We start from the raw sequence: 17,168 nt of genomic DNA, 5'->3' as shown, positions 1-17,168 counted from the left end.
AATGATGATGACAAATAAAATCCTCATTGAAGAAGTAGAACAGTTGAAAAATATGCTTTCACGAGGTGAAATGGAGATGCCATCTTTTTGGTCATGTCTATGGCCAGGGGTAATTCTTGCTGCCTGGAATATGGTTTGCGCCATAATTAGTGTGGGGGGCGGGTATTTGTCTGTTAAATTCATATTTTGGGTGTTGGTGTTCCCCGGCGTTATAAGCCTTATGATTCTGCTTGGAGTGGCAAGTGCGCGTTCACTTTTTTTATCTGTTCCCAGATTTTATAGAATGCGCTCGCAGGTATATCGGTTTATATCTAGAAAAGTAATGGTCTATGCACTTGTGTATATGGCTTTAATTCTAGCGCTTGCGCTATTTAATAGGGTGTATTATGCCTCTCCATTTCCTTTTGCGTTCATGGTTCTTATTACGACGATTTTTGTGTGGTTTGTTATGAATATTGATTTTGGCCGATATCAACTTTCGGTACTCTCATCTGCGATAAACTCTTTCCGCGCAGAAAAGTTGGGGGGATAATCAACCGGAGGCAACCTATCAATTATGGTGGTTTGTTAACAGACTAAAAGTTTCTTTTGGTTATTATTGGCTGTCTAGGTTGTAATTGTTTTTTTACATCTCGCTTAAAATTCGTATATAGTGAATGCGCATTCCGAAATCATAAGAGAATGTGTATTCACTCGTATTGATTATGTCACAAGGATTCAGGATGAAGCTTAATAAAGTCATGGCTGTGATGGTCGTCAGCTCTGCGCTGGTGTTATCTGGATGTAGTGCAATGGGAACCGCTATTAAAAAGAGAAATCTGGAAGTAAAAACCCAGATGAGCGAAACAATCTGGCTGGAACCTTCAAATAATAAGACGGTTTATCTGCAAATCAAAAATACCTCTGATAAGGATATGAGTGGCCTGCAGGCAAAAATTGCCAGCGCCGTCACTTCAAAGGGATATCAGGTCGTCAGTAACCCGGATACGGCGGGCTACTGGATCCAGGCTAATGTGCTCAAGGCCGATAAAATGGACCTTCGTGAGTCTCAGGGCTGGTTAAGCCGGGGTTATGAGGGCGCTGTGACTGGCGCCGCTCTTGGGGCGGGGATTACCGCTTACAACTCCAGTTCCGCGGGAGCAACCCTGGGAGTAGGGCTTGCAGCCGGTCTGGTCGGAATGGCGGCTGACGCGATGGTGGAAGATGTGAACTACACCATGATCACCGATGTTCAGATCGCGGAAAGAACCAAAACTCAGGTTCAGACTGATAACGTGGCCGTATTACGTCAGGGAACATCGGGCGCAAAAGTGCAGACAAGTACGGAAACAGGTAATCAGCACAAATACCAGACTCGCGTCGTCTCGAACGCTAATAAAGTTAACCTCAAGTTCCCTGAAGCCCAGCCTGTTCTTGAAGACCAGCTGGCAAAATCGATCGCAAATATTCTGTAGGTTTTCTACTCCTCGGCCCGGGCACTCCGGGCCAGACTGGCATCACCTTTCTGGCGTGTCAAAATTCATTCGTCAAAGAATCAGTTAATTCCACATCTAAACGGTGAACAGTTGCGCAATTTATTTGTGCATCTGTGAGGCGTTGCCGCCTTCGGCGGAGTCTTTTTGACTTTATTTTATCAGAGGTTATTTATGACAATATCTGAACCTGTCAGGTCTGTTGATACACATGAACTGGTGCCTGGCGATATTTATCCGCATCCTGCTGTGGGGGTGACTTATTCCCTGTCACACCGCGAGGTCTGTTCTCTCTTCAGTGACCACATCATGTATTTTTGCAGCGCGTTGGTTATTCTCGTCCTTGTTTTCATCGCAGGTGTCTTTTTTCGAAAATTAATGACGTCTTCCGCGGGACGTAAGCGAGGCACGGTGTCAGTTATTCCCGATGCAAAGCCAGAAGCGCAGAGCAAACCGGAATATTTCCATCTTTCCATATGTGTGGAAGGCCCGGCCAGCACGGATGATTCTGTCCTGTCCTCTCTCGCCTCCCGTGTTGTGCGCGAAGCTGAAGATTTGTATATCCCCGGCGTCAATCGCCGCGACAGCACTGACGACGTGTTTGCCTGGTCCGTGCAGACTCAGTTTCCTTCTGACAGGCTCTGCAGTACCCGGCTTTTCCCGGGGGCAGGCTGGTTTGAACGTCCGGATATCATTAAACATCCCGTGAAGTATTTCTGCGTCTGCCTGCAGTACACGGCTGAAACATCGCCATCCACACTGCATGCCCTGGTCGATGAGGCCGGGCGGCAGGTGGCGAAGCCGTATATTAAAGGCGGACATTGCCTGGGCTCTGAGGGCTATACCTTCTGTATCACCACTGAATAACAGTCAGTATCCGGCCTGGCCATCAATGGATCCGGGCATGACTGTAATCCTGTTTTCTGTGCCGGTGTATTTCCGCTGATTAATTTGTCCTTCCGACCCTAATATTTTACTGACGGATTAGTGCCATGAGTTTTAATGCCAAAGATATGACGCAGGGCGGTCAGATCGCCAATATGCGCTTTCGCATGTTTGGTCAGATTGCCAATATTATTTTTTATGTGCTGTTTATTTTATTCTGGGTGCTGTGCGGACTGATGCTGATGTACCGGCTCAGCTGGCAGACCTTTGTGAACGGCTGCGTATACTGGTGGTGTACGACGCTGGGTCCGATGCGCGATATTATTCGCTCCCAGCCGGTATACACCATTCAGTATTACGGCCAGTCGCTGGAATATACCTCAGAACAAATCCTGGCCGATAAATATACTATCTGGTGCGGAGAGCAGCTGTGGACTGGTTTCGCCTTTGCTGCCGTGGTTTCTCTTGTTATCTGTATCGTGACGTTCTTCATCGCCAGCTGGGTGCTGGGCCGCCAGGGGAAACAGCAGAGTGAGGATGAGAACACCGGCGGGCGCCAGCTTTCCGATAAGCCCAAAGAAGTGGCCCGCCAGATGAAGCGTGATGGAGTGGCCTCCGATATTAAGATTGGCGACCTGCCTATTCTTAAAAACTCCGAAATTCAGAACTTCTGCCTCCACGGTACCGTGGGTTCCGGTAAATCCGAAGTTATACGCCGGCTACTGAACTACGTGCGTGCCCGGGGCGATATGGCCATCATTTACGATCGCTCCTGTGAGTTCGTCAAAAGCTATTACGACCCGTCACTGGATAAAATCCTCAACCCGCTGGACTCGCGCTGTGCAGCCTGGGATTTGTGGAAAGAGTGCCTGACGCTGCCGGACTTCGACAACATCTCCAACACCCTTATCCCGATGGGTACCAAAGAAGATCCGTTCTGGCAGGGCTCCGGTCGCACTATCTTTGCCGAAGGCGCGTATCTGATGCGCGAAGACGACGATCGGAGCTACGAGAAGCTGGTCGATACCATGCTGTCCATTAAGATCGACAAGCTGCGCGCCTATCTGCAGAACACGCCGGCAGCGAACCTGGTTGAAGAGAAAATTGAGAAAACCGCCATCTCCATTCGAGCTGTGCTGACCAACTACGTCAAGGCTATTCGCTACCTGCAGGGCATTGAGAAGAACGGCGAGCCGTTCACTATCCGGGACTGGATGCGCGGCGTCCGTGAGGACCGACCCAATGGCTGGCTGTTTATCTCCTCCAATGCTGACACCCATGCCTCCCTGAAGCCGGTTATCTCGATGTGGCTGTCGATTGCCATCCGCGGCCTCCTGGCGATGGGCGAGAACCGTAACCGGCGTGTGTGGATCTTCGCTGACGAACTTCCCACGCTGCACAAGCTGCCGGACCTGGTCGAAATCCTCCCGGAGGCGCGTAAATTTGGTGGTTGTTATGTGTTCGGTATTCAGTCTTATGCCCAGCTGGAAGACATCTATGGCGTTAAGCCTGCCGCCACGCTCTTTGACGTGATGAACACCCGGGCCTTCTTCCGCTCCCCGAGTAAAGAGATTGCGGAGTTTGCTGCCGGTGAAATTGGTGAGAAGGAAATCCTCAAAGCCAGCGAGCAGTACTCTTACGGTGCTGACCCGGTGCGTGATGGGGTATCGACCGGGAAAGAAAAAGAGCGGGAAACGCTGGTCAGTTACTCCGATATTCAGACGCTGCCGGACCTGTCCTGCTATGTCACGCTGCCCGGGCCGTATCCGGCCGTGAAGCTGGCCCTCAAATACAAGCCGCGTCCGAAAATTGCCGAGGGATTTATTCCGCGCACTCTCGATGCGCGGGTGGATGCACGGCTCAGTGCGTTGCTTGAAGCGCGGGAAGCTGAAGGCAGTCTTGCCAGGGCGCTTTTCACGCCGGATGCCCCGGCATCCGGGCCAGATGATGCCGGCAGTCACGCCGGTGAGCGACCAGAGCTGGCCAGTCAGCCAGCGCCAGCAGAAGTGACAGTATCTCCGGCACCAGTAAAAGCGCCGGCGACAACGACGATGCCGGCAGCGGAACCCTCCGCCAGGACAGCTGAGCCTCCTGTACTGCGGGTCACGGCCGTACCGTTGATCAAACCAAAAGCAGCCGCAGCGGCCTCAACAGCATCCTCTGCCGGTAACCCTGCTGCAGCTGCAGGCGGGACAGAACAGGAACTGGCGCAGCAGTCCGCAGAACAGGGGCAGGACATGCTGCCGGCCGGTATGAACGAGGACGGTGTGATTGAAGATATGCAGGCGTATGACGCCTGGGCTGATGAGCAAACGCAGCGGGATATGCAGCGGCGTGAAGAGGTCAATATCAACCACAGCCACCGCCACGATGAGCAGGATGATGTCGAGATTGGGGGGAACTTCTGATGATGTCGATTGGCTCCGTTAAATCGGCCGACAAAGCCGCGGATTACTATACGAACAAAGATAATTACTACGTCATCGGGAGCATGGACGAACGCTGGCAGGGTAAGGGGGCTGAGGCGCTGGGGATCGACGGGAAAGCCGTGGATAAGGCGCTGTTTACGGAACTGCTGAAAGGGAGGCTGCCGGATGGCAGCGACCTGACCCGGATACAGGACGGCGCCAACAAGCACCGACCCGGTTATGACCTGACCTTCTCGGCCCCCAAAAGCGTGTCGGTCATGGCGATGCTGGGCGGCGATAAACGCCTTATCGATGCCCACAACCAGGCGGTAACCGAAGCGGTGCGGCAACTTGAGACGCTGGCCGCGACCCGGGTCATGACGGACGGTAAAAGCGAAACGGTGCTGACCGGAAATCTGATTGTGGCGAAATTCAACCACGACACGAACCGTAACCAGGAACCTCAGATACACACCCATGCCGTCGTCATTAACGCCACGCAGAACGGGGACAAATGGCAGTCTCTCGGCACAGATAAGATTGGAAAAACAGGCTTTATCGAGAACGTGTACGCGAACCAGATAGCGTTCGGGAAACTTTACCGGGAGGCGTTCAAACCCCTGGTTGAGAAGCTTGGCTATGAGACGGAAGTCGTGGGCAAACACGGGATGTGGGAGATGAAAGGGGTCCCTGTGGAACCCTTCTCCACCCGGACTCAGGAGGTCAGGGAGGCCGCCGGACCTGATGCCTCCCTGAAGTCCCGGGATGTGGCCGCGCTCGATACCCGCAAGTCGAAAGAAGCCATCGATCCGGCAGAGAAGATGGTGGAGTGGATGAACACGCTGAAGGAGACCGGGTTTGACATCCGGGGGTACCGTGAGGCCGCCGATGCGCGAGCCGCAGAGCTGGCCCGTGCACCTGCCGCGCCGGTGAACACTGACGGTCCGGATATCACGGATGTGGTGACGAAAGCGATTGCCGGTCTCAGCGACCGCAAGGTGCAGTTCACGTATGCCGACCTGCTGGCACGCACGGTCGGCCAGCTGGAGGCGAAGGACGGTGTGTTTGAGCTGGCGAGAAAGGGCATCGATGCCGCCATTGAACGGGAGCAGCTTATCCCTCTCGATCGCGAGAAAGGCCTGTTCACCTCAAACATCCACGTTCTCGATGAACTCGCCGTCAAAGCCCTGAGTCAGGAGGTGCAGCGCCAGAATCATGTCTCCGTCACGCCCGATGCGTCTGTGGTGCGCCAGGTCCCTTTCAGCGATGCCGTCAGCGTGCTGGCGCAGGATCGCCCGGTCATGGGTATCGTTTCCGGTCAGGGCGGTGCAGCCGGCCAGCGGGAGCGGGTGGCCGAGTTAACCCTGATGGCCCGGGAGCAGGGGCGTGACGTCCATATCCTGGCGGCCGATAACCGCTCACGTGATTTTCTCGCCGGGGATGTGCGTCTGGCCGGGGAAACGGTGACCGGTAAATCCGCCCTGCAGGACGGGACGGCGTTTATTCCGGGCGGAACACTCATCGTGGATCAGGCGGAGAAGCTGAGCCTGAAGGAAACGATTTCCCTGCTCGATGGCGCGATGCGCCATAACGTGCAGGTCCTGCTCTCCGACAGCGGGAAGCGCAGCGGGACCGGCAGCGCGCTGACCGTACTGAAGGACAGCGGCGTGAATACGTATCGCTGGCAGGGTGGCCATCAGACCACAGCCGACATCATCAGTGAACCGGATAAAGGCGCACGCTACAGCCGGCTGGCACAGGAGTTTGCCGTCAGCGTGCGTGAAGGGCTGGAAAGCGTGGCGCAAATCAGCGGGACGCGTGAACAGAGCGTACTCAACGGCCTTATCCGTGACTCCCTCAGAAATGAGGGAGTGCTGGGTGAGAAAGACACGACCATTACAGCCCTGACGCCGGTATGGCTGGACAGCAAAAGCCGGGGCGTGCGGGATTATTACCGGGAGGGGATGGTGATGGAACGCTGGGATCCGGAGACCCGGACGCACGATCGCTTTGTCATTGACCGGGTGACCGCGAGCAGCAATATGCTGACCCTGAAAGACCGGGAAGGGGGCCGTCTGGATCTGAAGGTTTCCGCGGTCGACAGCCAGTGGACGCTGTTCCGGGCAGATACACTGCCGGTGGCCGAGGGGGAACGTCTGGCGGTGCTCGGGAAGATACCGGACACACGCCTGAAGGGCGGGGAAAGCATCACGGTGATGAAAGTGGAGGACGGGCAACTGACGGTACAGCGGCCGGGGCAGAAAACCACGCAGACCCTGGCCGTGGGCGCGGGCGTGTTTGACGGTATTAAAATCGGCCACGGCTGGGTGGAAAGTCCCGGCAGGTCGGTTAGCGAGACGGCAACGGTCTTTGCGTCGGTGACGCAGCGTGAGCTGGATAACGCCACCCTCAACCAGCTGGCGCAGAGCGGAAGTCATCTCCGTCTGTACTCAGCGCAGGATGCGGCTCGCACGACGGAGAAGCTGTCGCGGCATACCGCCTTCAGCGTGGTCTCAGAGCAGCTGAAGACCCGATCCGGCGAGACGGACCTGGATGCGGCCATTGCGCAGCAGAAGGCCGGACTGCGTACCCCGGCAGAACAGGCCATTCACCTGGCCATCCCGCTGCTTGAAAGTGAGAAACTGACCTTCTCCCGGCCCCAGCTGCTGGCGACGGCGCTGGAAACCGGGGGCGGGAAGGTTCCGATGGCGGACATCGACACGACCATTCAGGCACAAATCAGGTCGGGGCAGTTGCTGAATGTACCGGTGGCGCACGGCTACGGCAATGACCTGCTGATTTCCCGTCAGACCTGGGACGCCGAAAAAAGCATCCTGACCCGGGTGCTGGAAGGTAAAGACGCGGTGGCCCCCCTGATGGACCGCGTGCCGGCCAGTCTGATGACGGACCTGACCGCCGGACAGCGGGCGGCGACCCGGATGATTCTGGAAAGCACGGATCGGTTCACGGTGGTTCAGGGGTATGCCGGGGTGGGGAAAACCACCCAGTTCCGGGCAGTCATGAGTGCCATCAGTCTGCTGCCGGAAGAGACCCGTCCGCGCGTCATCGGTCTGGCGCCGACGCATCGCGCGGTCGGGGAAATGCAGAGTGCCGGCGTGGATGCGCGCACGACGGCGTCGTTCCTCCACGACACGCAGCTGCTGCAGCGCAATGGCCAGACACCCGATTTCAGCAACACCCTGTTCCTGCTCGACGAGAGCTCAATGGTGGGGCTGGCCGATATGGCAAAAGCCCACTCCCTCATCGTCGCTGGCGGTGGACGGGCGGTGTCCAGTGGGGATAACGACCAGCTGCAGCCCATCGCGCCGGGCCAGCCGTTCAGGCTGATGCAGCAGCGCAGCGCCGCCGACATTGCCATCATGAAAGAGATTGTGCGCCAGGTGCCTGAGCTGCGACCGGCGGTCTACAGCCTGATTGAACGGGATGTGCACCGCGCCCTGACCACCATTGAGCAGGTCACGCCGGAGCAGGTGCCGAGAAAAGAAGGCGTCTGGGCGCCGGGCAGTTCTGTGGTGGAATTCACGCCGAAGCAGGAAAAGGTGATACAAAAGGCGCTGAGCGAGGGGAAAACCCTGCCGGCAGGTCAGCCCGCGACGCTCTACGAGGCGCTGGTGAAGGACTATACCGGACGGACCCCGGAGGCACAGTCGCAGACGCTGGTGATCACCCATCTGAATAAGGACCGCCGGGCGCTGAACAGTCTGATCCATGACGCACGGCGGGAGAACGGGGAAACCGGCAAAGAGGAAATCACCCTGCCGGTGCTGGTCACGAGTAACATCCGTGACGGTGAACTGCGCAAACTGTCGACCTGGACGGCTCACAAGGAGGCGGTGGCGCTGGTTGATAACGTATACCACCGTATCAGCAAAGTGGATAAGGATAATCAGCTGATCACCCTGACAGACAGTGACGGAAAGGAGCGATATATCTCTCCCCGTGAAGCCTCTGCTGAAGGTGTGACGCTTTATCGCCAGGAAAAGATCACCGTGTCTCAGGGGGACCGAATGCGCTTCAGCAAAAGTGACCTGGAGCGCGGCTATGTGGCCAACAGTATCTGGGAGGTGCAGTCTGTTGCGGGTGACAGTGTCACGCTGTCTGATGGCAAAACCACCCGCACGCTGACCCCGAAGGCGGATCAGGCGCAGCAGCATATCGACCTCGCCTACGCCATCACGGCTCACGGCGCCCAGGGGGCCAGCGAACCGTATGCCATCGCGCTGGAAGGGGTGGCCGGTGGTCGGGAACAGATGGCCAGCTTTGAGTCTGCCTATGTGGCTTTATCCCGCATGAAACAGCATGTGCAGGTTTACACCGACAGCCGTGAGGGCTGGATAAAGGCCATCAAGCATTCACCTGAGAAAGCGACGGCGCACGATATTCTTGAACCCCGTAACGACCGGGCGGTGAAAAGCGCCGATCTGCTGTTCGGGCGGGCAAGGCCACTGGATGAAACCGCCGCTGGTCGGGCAGCCCTGCAGCAGTCCGGTCTGGCACAGGGAAATTCACCGGGAAAATTCATTTCTCCGGGGAAAAAGTACCCTCAGCCGCATGTGGCGCTGCCGGCATTTGATAAAAACGGGAAAGCCGCCGGTATCTGGCTCAGCCCGCTGACCGACAGGGACGGACGGCTGGAGGCCATCGGCGGAGAGGGGCGGATTATGGGCAATGACGCCGCCCGGTTTGTGGCGCTGCAGAACAGCCGCAACGGTGAAAGCCTGCTGGCCGGGAATATGGGGGAGGGGGTCAGAATGGCCCGCGACAATCCCGATACCGGGGTGGTGGTGCGGCTGGCCGGTGATGACCGTCCCTGGAACCCCGGGGCCATAACCGGCGGGCGGGTATGGGCTGAACAGGAGCCGGTGGCTCCGGTACCGCAGGCCGGGGCTGACATTATCCTCCCGCCGGAGGTACTGGCGCAGCGGGCGGCAGAAGAACAGCAGCGCCGCGAAATGGAAAAACAGGCGGAACAGACTGCCCGGGAAGTGGCCGGGGAGGCGCGTAAAGCCGGCGAGCCGGTGGACCGGGTGAAAGAGGTTATCGGGGACGTCATCCGTGGACTCGAGCGTGACCGGCCGGGCCCGGAGAAAACGACGCTACCGGATGATCCTCAGTTCCGGCGCCAGGAGGCGGCGATTCAGCAGGTGGCCTCAGAAAGTCTGCAGCGTGAGCGTCTGCAGGCTGTGGAGCGGGACATGGTTCGTGACCTGAACCGCGAGAAAACCCTCGGGGGCGACTGACGCGCCTGCGGCTTGTCTGCCCCGGCAGGGCCTCCGGTTAACACCGGACCCCCTGCCGGGGCGCGGTAAAAAGAGAGAAGGATACAGAGATGACAGCACACACAATCGGTTTCAGAGCCGCTGACCGCTGGCTGCAGGCATTACTGACCTGGACACCGGGTCAGACGGATATGATTAAAACGGTGGCCCTGGTCCTGATGGTCACCGACCATGCCGGGTTACTGCTGGCACACAATAACGAGATAATGCGGCTTCTGGGACGGGGCTGTTTTCCGCTGTTCGGTCTGGCATGGGGAATGAATCTGGCCCGGCACGCGGAAATACGCCAGTCGCAGCTGAACAGTCTGTGGGGCTGGGCGCTGGTTGCCCAGGTGTCGTTTATGCTCATCGGGTACCCGTGGTATACCGGGAATATTCTGTTTGCCTTTGCCGTCACGGGCCAGGTCCTGCGGTGGGTCAGCCAGCCGTCCTGGTATTACACCCTCCCGGCGGTCGGACTGCTGGTCGCCTGGATACCCCTGTCAACCGGCAGCTACGGCATGGCCGGAGTGGGCATGCTCACCGCCAGCTGGCTGCTTTGCCGCGCACAGCATGCACCGGAACGGCTGGGATACGGGGTGCTGTGGGCCCTCATGGTGTTGCTGATGAATATGCATAACGTGAGTGAATCGGCGGCCGGGCTGGCGATTGCGCTGCTGACGCTGATCGTGTGTTCATCTGCCGGAGAACGTGTGAAACGCTTCTGGCCGCGGCATTTCTTTGTGATGTTCTATGCAGTGCACCTGGCGGTACTGGGTATTGTCATCTCGATGTAAAAAAAAACCGGACACAGGTCCGGGGGAGGGCACATTGCCCGTAAACGTGACAAGGGGATATCATCGTTGTGTCCACTGCATTGTGAGGTGAAACGATGATACCGTTAGCGTATCGTATACCTCAGACCTGTAGCTTTTATTGATATGGCCCCTTATGAGTGAAGAAAAACGCCCTGTACTGAGCCTGAAACGAAAACCGGCGGAGAACAGTACGGCACCCGCGGAGGCGACACCTGTCCCTGGTGTGGTGCGCCGTAAGAAGGTCGTGGTGGTTTCGTCCCCGCCGGCCTGGAAGGCAAAGAAAGAGAAACTTGAGAAGGTTAAACAAGCGGCAGAAGCCGCCGCGCGTAACGCGGCGCCGGCGCCGGTTAAAGCAGTAAAGACGCCACCTCCGGTGCGTTATCTTCGCCTGCTGCCGCCGGAACAGGCCATTATGACCCTGAAGGCGTTCTGGCCACAGCTGTTCGACGGAAACGCGCCACGTCTGCTGGCGACGGGCATGCGCGAACAGCTGTTTGCGGATATCGTGAACCGCGACCTGCTGCTGTCGCATAAACAGGTGATTAAGTGCCTGAAGAGTCTGACCCGGTCTGCGGGCTATCTGTCCCGGATGAAGGTGGGGGCCTCCCGCTATGATCTGCAGGGGAATGCCGTCGCGACCGTCACTGCAGAGGAAGCGCAGTACGCCAGCGAGCGCATGATGAAAGAACTCCTGCGAACTGAGCGTATGCGGAGCCAGTCAGTTGGCTGAATACAATCGAGGAGAGGAAATGGATTTTGAAGCGCGGAAACAAAAGGCGCTGGCGATAATGGCCAGCCGTAAGATGTGGAAAAGCAATTATGCACCGCTTCTGATACGACTGTTGTGGCGGCTGGGGATAAACATTCCCCCGCTGCCGTTTGCTCCGCTCTGGCAGGTTTTTGTCGTAATGACAGGCTATTTCTCCCTTGGATATGGGCTGTGGATGTACTGGACGGTGTGGCGGGCCCAGGGGATGCCTCTCCTGTTCGCCTGCGAAATCAGTCTTATCGCGGGCGTGTTATTTGGCCTGACGATGGCACTTTTTCATCTGTGGCGGCGAAAGGTGAATAAATTACCTGACTGGAAAGATCTGTAATGAAATAAATATATGCTGTCAGGTTGTGAACATTCCTGGCCTGACAGACCCCTCGTTTTCTAAAAACATTTACCCTGTATGGTGTGGTTATTATACGTGACTACGTCCGTTCTGGTATTACTCCTGTCCGGAAGGGGCTGTTGTGCTTCTTATTGTCGTATATAGTCAGAACAAATATATTCAAACGAAAGAGAGGTAAAGGGTGAAAGGCATTGTGGCTGAGGCATGTGTGTTGCCCGGGTATGGGCAGACGCGAAGAATGACAAGCCATTCGGTGCCGTGAATGGCTGCTTCGGGACTGCCACGTCCCGGGGCGATGTGACGCTTATAAGTGCTCAATTTTCAATTTAAGTCATCCACTGTCAGTATTTAACTTATTTCAATATTTTTATTACATCACGACGTGCGATATATGAAATGCACAGGCTTTCATATCGTGCGTAAATCATCAAATAAAAAGGAAAAAAACTATGTTTAAATATTTTATTCTGCGCAAACAGCAGCAGCTGTTCTGTTATTTCTGCGGTATCGTGCTAGCGATGGTTCTTATGCTCCTGTTCCCTTCCGTTTTTCGGGGGAGTGGGTTTTATCTGCTTTTATCGTCTGTTGCGCTGTTCTGGGCAGGCCTTGCCCTATATACCCGTCACATCGACCGGATGAGAAAGCCAGAGGTCTCACCGCTGGTCAGTATTCGCGACGGTAATCAGGTGGTGGCCGAGGTGCCGCGCCATGAAAAGGCCCGGCTGGAATGGGAAATCTTCCGGGACGATGAGGTGTTTCGCCAGCAAAGGTGGGAGCTTACAGGCCTGACCGGACGGGTTATCAGCCGGGGGCTGTTGTATACGCCGGCGGTGATGCTGGTTGGTATCGGTATTCTCGCCTGGGGTTCCCCACAGGATGCCATCCAGCTGATTAATGCTCTTCGTAATATGCCTGCTGCGGAACTGGTGCATCAGATTGGTTTTGTCCTGTGCCTCGTCCTGCAGATTAGCGTCATATCAGTTCTGATCGCTGATGTTGTAGCCGGGAGAGGATTGCCGAATGTATTTCGCCGCGCGTTGCTCGACAGGCTGCCGGCAGAGTTCTGCCTTATCAGAAGAGGGACAGAAAGATGAGGACGACGACAGGAAAACGCATCGGGAAAGAAAGGAACATCAGGGAATAAAATACATGGCAAAGATATTAATGATGGCGGGCAGTACCGTTGTTGTGCTGAGTTTGCTGGGGTTTCTGGTGCTGCTTCTGAAAGGTCGCGCAGTAACGAAGACTTCCCCGGTTCTGATGTCACTCAAAGCCCTGGGTATACGCCCCTCAGAGGCTGAGCAACGGTTGTGTCGCCAGCGGGTCTGGGTGGGTAATGACACACTGATGACGCCACGGGAACAACATTTTTTCCGGGAATTACTGAGGCATACCAGCCGAAATCGCTGGCTGTTGTGTCCTCAGGTCCGGGTGGCAGATATTGCCACACTCTCTTCCCATATCCGGCCACGATCCCGGACCTGGTGGCAACTCTTCCGGATGGCATCACAGTGGCACTGCGATGTGGTCATCGTTGACATCCATACCTTCGCTATCATCGGCGCAGTTGAACTGGATGATGCCTCACACCTGAAAAAACACCGTATCCGGCGCGATATTCTGCTGGAAGAGGTTCTGAGGCAGGCCGGTATTCCACTATTACGCGATCGGGATTCAGAGAGGCTGGTAAGAAGGGTCGGAGAGTTTCTGAAAAACCGCGGAGCCGATGCTGCCGAAAAATCCATAACCGGTATGAATTCAACGACAGAGCATACTGAACGCAAGGAGAAAGAAAAATGATTATCGCCGCCGAAGTGAAACGTGATGAACAGGGGTACTGGACACATCCAGCGCTGGCACGCAGTGGTTGTGAAACTTCCGCAGAATTAAGTTACTGGCTCAGAACTCATAAACTTCAGTGCTTTGTGATGACAATGCGCGATGAAGCGCCTGAAGCCTTTGCTGCCGGATTTACGGATGAAGCCCCGGATGCCCTTGGCTGGATACCGGAGCCGCCGGATGATGATGGCTGGTTCCTGGGCTCTGTCCACGATACCGGCGACGGACCCGTCTGCTACTGGTTTCGGCATACCACAAAATCCTGACGCCTCCGCATGGCGTCGTTGTCCAACCCCGGGAACGGGGAAAAGCCAGTTTCCCCCGCTCCCGGCGTTTCTTAAAACACCCGTTAAGGAAATACTGTGAAAAAAATTAACCGTACACTCCGCAAATGTTGTCTGTCGGGGCTTATCAGCCTGGTTTTGTGTGCACCTGTTCCGGCCGTGTATGCCGCCAGCATCGAGACGGGATATTCTCCGGAAGGAACGGCTCTGCAGCTGGTCCTGAAGACTATTGATTCTGCACAGCAGGAAATCCGGCTGATGGGCTATTCCTTTACTTCACCCGAAGTCGCCGGCGCGCTTGTCAGAGCAAAACAGCGTGGTCTTGATGTGAAAGTGGTTCTGGACTGGAAAGCCAATACCGGCAAGCAAAACCAGGCGAGCCAGGCGGCCATGAATCTTCTGGTCAATGCCGGCATCCCGGTTCGCACAGTGTCGCAGTACAAAATCATGCACGACAAAGTCATCATTGCTGACGACCGCAATATTGAAGTCGGGTCTTTTAACTACACCCGCGCCGCTGAACGCGTCAATTCAGAGAACGTGCTTGTCGTATGGGATGTTCCAGTCGTAGCTCAACGCTATCTGCAGCACTGGCAGTCTCGCTGGAATGGCGGTACTGATTGGCATTCATCGTACTAACGATCACATTGAACACATTTTTTCTGCGCCAACAGGAAAAATGTATTTTACATTAAATTAATGTGTGCACTCGCTGCCTATAAAGACATGTAGTATCTTTGTCCAGGTATTTTGTTAAATGCTTGAGGAGGCAGAGATGTCACAGGTCGTTAACGGAGTTACTTCCTCATCGAAACGTCCCTACCGGAAAGGGAACCCACTTAGCGATGCTGATAAACAGCGATCTTCAGTGGCAAAGAAAAGGGCCACCCATAAAGAAGTTAAAGTGTTCCTGGAACCACAGCTCAAAGACATATTGATGAAAATGTGTCATGACGATGGGTTAACACAGGCTGAAGTACTGTCCCGGTTGATCCAACGCGAAGCATTAGCCAGAAACATATCTTAATGGGCTTACTTTCTTGAACCTTTACCCGATGAGTGTTAAATTGCTGCGAGATTAGAGCTTTTGGTGTGCCACGCCGTAAGGTGGCAGGGAGCTGGTTTTGTGGATGTTTACCCGGAACCAGAAAGCAAAAACCCCGATAATCTTCTTCAATCTTGGCGGACAGAAAAGATTAACGGGGCCTTCATAAACTGCATAGAACGTGTTGCTCTATGCAGGGAGTATAGAATTATGCCCAGAAAAGTTCAAGACCTTCTGTGCTCACTCCTTCCGTGCAACATAAGCGCAGGAAGCGGTGACTGATATCCTTCAAAACCACTATTCACAGGTTAAAAACCCGAACCCGGTTTTCACGCCGCGAGAAGGGAAAAAGACCCTGCCGTTCTGCCGTAAGCTGATGGCGAAAGCCGAAGGCTTCACGTCCCGTTTTGATTTTTCCATTCATGTGGCGTTTTTGCGTTCGCTGGGTAAGCGTCACCGGATGCCACCCCTGTTGCGCCGGCGAGCAATTGACGCGCTACTGCAGGCAATGTGTTTTCACTATGATCCGCTGGCCAATCGCGTGCAGCGCTCGATTACCAATATGGCCATCGAGTGTGGACTGGCCACCGAGTCCAGGAGCGGCAACCTGTCAGTCAGCCGTGCCACCCGGGCGCTGAAGTTTCTGGCCGAGCTGGGGCTCATCACCTATCAGACTGAATATGACCCGCAGATCGGCTGTAACATCCCGACCGATATCACCTTCACCCCGGCTCTGTTTTCCGCGCTTGACGTTTCTGAGGTGGCTGTGGTGGCCGCGCGCCGCAGCCGTGTGGAGTGGGAAAACCTGCAGCGCAAAAAGCAGAAACTGAAACCCCTGGAGATGGACGAACTGATCGCAAAAGCGTGGCGGTTTGTGCGTGAGCGTTTTCGCAGCTATCAGGCTGAGCGTAAATCTCACGGCCGTAAGCGGGATACTGCACGGCGGGATGCATCACGGCAGCGTCATGACATCGAGACGCGCGTGCGTCAGCAACTGACCCGCGAATACGCCACCGGCCGCTTCATGGGCGATAAAGAAGCGCTGAAGCGTGAGGTTGAGCGCCGTGTGCAGGAGCGCATGCTGCTGTCGCGCGGGAACAACTACACGCGACTGGCCACTGTCCCCCTATAACATTCCTTCCTTAAAAAATCCGGCCGGCGCCGGAGGCTTTCGCACGCCTGTTGTCCGGCTACTACGTATTATCTTATCTTCAGACCTGCTTTCCTCACCATAATTCCGGTCTTCCTGGCGTCAACGTGGCCTTAAATGTTATCGCCGGCGTCACTTCTGACGGCCGATTTCTGTTATCCACAAATAACTGCAAGGGAGTATTTAATTAGGCTACAACCGTGATACGCACAAAGCACATGCCGTCGGACTTTCAGGGCGCGTGGTTCCTTTTAAACACCAGCTCTATATCTCTTTTAAAGATCCTTTAATAAATCCTGTAAACGCATAACCTGTTCATCGCCTGCCCTGTGGACAGGCTGCGGAGAATGCCCGCCCTTGCAGCGACCTGACGGTCGCGCCGGTTCGGCAACATCAGAGAGAGCTCCCATCGCTTCGCGACGGGCCCCGACCGGATAACTACATTAGTTACAGCATTCAAAAGGAAAATCATCATAAAACCGGCGCCGGTTTGCCGGCCAGGAGCCCCTCCCCACCACTGAAAAGCGCCGCCGCCCCCGGCCGAAGGCCGGGGAACACCATCGCTTTTAATGATGGGTGTTGTAACTACTCTTCTTCGTCGCTGTGGGTGGAGCTGCGGTCAGTTGTCTGGTACACGCTCGTAAGCGGCCCTCCGGCCCGCTAACGCGGAGATACGCCCCGACTGCGGCTGTCGCCTTGCCGGGACCACTCCGACCGCGTACAGAGGCGTCTGTGATGTTTTAAGCGGGTATGGCTTATCAGGGCGGGGGAAGGGATTGGCAGAACCTGTCAAAACAGCAGCCGGCTGCGCCGGGTAACGGCGCCATTTACCCGCGGTACTCCATTCAACTTCAGCTGGCGCCTCCATGC

Annotated in this window: 15 protein-coding genes; all 15 read left to right on the top strand. The window is 55.7% G+C overall.

Annotated elements, in window-relative coordinates; translation table 11 throughout:
• Position 1: 1 nt before the first annotated feature.
• The 15 genes from HMPREF3142_RS22485 to repA all read left to right on the top strand — a co-directional run bounded on the left by HMPREF3142_RS22485 (position 2) and on the right by repA (position 16,280).
• Positions 2-532, top strand: coding sequence for a conjugal transfer protein TraS (locus tag HMPREF3142_RS22485; RefSeq protein WP_077270072.1), 531 nt, complete (start codon positions 2-4; stop codon positions 530-532).
• Positions 533-722: 190 nt separating this feature from the next.
• The gene (traT, locus tag HMPREF3142_RS22480; protein ID WP_004152629.1) at positions 723-1,454 is read left to right on the top strand and encodes a conjugal transfer complement resistance protein TraT; all 732 of its coding nucleotides are present in this window, start codon (positions 723-725) and stop codon (positions 1,452-1,454) included.
• Positions 1,455-1,646: 192 nt separating this feature from the next.
• Complete coding sequence (locus HMPREF3142_RS29585) at positions 1,647-2,339, top strand: hypothetical protein (protein ID WP_172971311.1); 693 nt, start codon at positions 1,647-1,649, stop codon at positions 2,337-2,339.
• Positions 2,340-2,464: 125 nt separating this feature from the next.
• Positions 2,465-4,765, top strand: coding sequence for a type IV conjugative transfer system coupling protein TraD (gene traD / locus HMPREF3142_RS22470; RefSeq protein WP_070612648.1), 2,301 nt, complete (start codon positions 2,465-2,467; stop codon positions 4,763-4,765).
• Positions 4,765-10,026, top strand: coding sequence for a conjugative transfer relaxase/helicase TraI (gene traI / locus HMPREF3142_RS22465; RefSeq protein ID WP_070612646.1), 5,262 nt, complete (start codon positions 4,765-4,767; stop codon positions 10,024-10,026). The genes traD and traI overlap by 1 nt, the downstream gene beginning before the upstream one ends.
• 89 nt (positions 10,027-10,115) lie before the next feature.
• Positions 10,116-10,841, top strand: coding sequence for a type-F conjugative transfer system pilin acetylase TraX (gene traX / locus HMPREF3142_RS22460; RefSeq protein ID WP_009309882.1), 726 nt, complete (start codon positions 10,116-10,118; stop codon positions 10,839-10,841).
• Between the two features lie 154 nt (positions 10,842-10,995).
• The gene (locus tag HMPREF3142_RS22455) at positions 10,996-11,592 is read left to right on the top strand and encodes a fertility inhibition protein FinO (RefSeq protein WP_070612644.1); all 597 of its coding nucleotides are present in this window, start codon (positions 10,996-10,998) and stop codon (positions 11,590-11,592) included.
• A gap of 19 nt (positions 11,593-11,611) precedes the next feature.
• Positions 11,612-11,959: a DUF6404 family protein gene (locus HMPREF3142_RS22450; protein ID WP_012540001.1), complete on the top strand. Its 348-nt coding sequence runs from the start codon at positions 11,612-11,614 to the stop codon at positions 11,957-11,959.
• A 470-nt stretch (positions 11,960-12,429) separates the two neighbouring features.
• Positions 12,430-13,074, top strand: a complete 645-nt coding sequence (locus tag HMPREF3142_RS22445) for a hypothetical protein (protein ID WP_048263620.1) — start codon at positions 12,430-12,432, stop codon at positions 13,072-13,074.
• Between the two features lie 55 nt (positions 13,075-13,129).
• Positions 13,130-13,780, top strand: a complete 651-nt coding sequence (locus HMPREF3142_RS22440; RefSeq protein ID WP_050888023.1) for a DUF2726 domain-containing protein — start codon at positions 13,130-13,132, stop codon at positions 13,778-13,780.
• On the top strand, positions 13,777-14,085 hold the full coding sequence (locus HMPREF3142_RS22435) for a hypothetical protein (RefSeq protein ID WP_070612642.1): 309 nt from the start codon (positions 13,777-13,779) through the stop codon (positions 14,083-14,085). Before HMPREF3142_RS22440 ends, HMPREF3142_RS22435 begins: the two co-directional genes overlap by 4 nt.
• 105 nt (positions 14,086-14,190) lie before the next feature.
• Entirely contained in the window at positions 14,191-14,742 is a 552-nt protein-coding gene (locus tag HMPREF3142_RS22430; protein ID WP_070612682.1) for a phospholipase D family nuclease, read from the top strand.
• 136 nt (positions 14,743-14,878) lie between these two features.
• The gene (locus HMPREF3142_RS22425; RefSeq protein ID WP_009309889.1) at positions 14,879-15,130 is read left to right on the top strand and encodes a replication regulatory protein RepA; all 252 of its coding nucleotides are present in this window, start codon (positions 14,879-14,881) and stop codon (positions 15,128-15,130) included.
• 228 nt (positions 15,131-15,358) lie between these two features.
• Complete coding sequence (gene tap, locus HMPREF3142_RS30135; protein WP_012539968.1) at positions 15,359-15,430, top strand: RepA leader peptide Tap; 72 nt, start codon at positions 15,359-15,361, stop codon at positions 15,428-15,430.
• The gene (repA, locus tag HMPREF3142_RS22420; RefSeq protein ID WP_004152292.1) at positions 15,423-16,280 is read left to right on the top strand and encodes an incFII family plasmid replication initiator RepA; all 858 of its coding nucleotides are present in this window, start codon (positions 15,423-15,425) and stop codon (positions 16,278-16,280) included. Before tap ends, repA begins: the two co-directional genes overlap by 8 nt.
• Positions 16,281-17,168 lie beyond the last annotated feature (888 nt).

The sequence above is a fragment of the Klebsiella sp. HMSC16C06 genome, assembly GCF_001808325.1.
In the GTDB taxonomy this organism is placed as follows: Bacteria; Pseudomonadota; Gammaproteobacteria; order Enterobacterales; family Enterobacteriaceae; genus Klebsiella; species Klebsiella variicola.
This window is presented reverse-complemented; position numbering and strand designations above follow the sequence as displayed.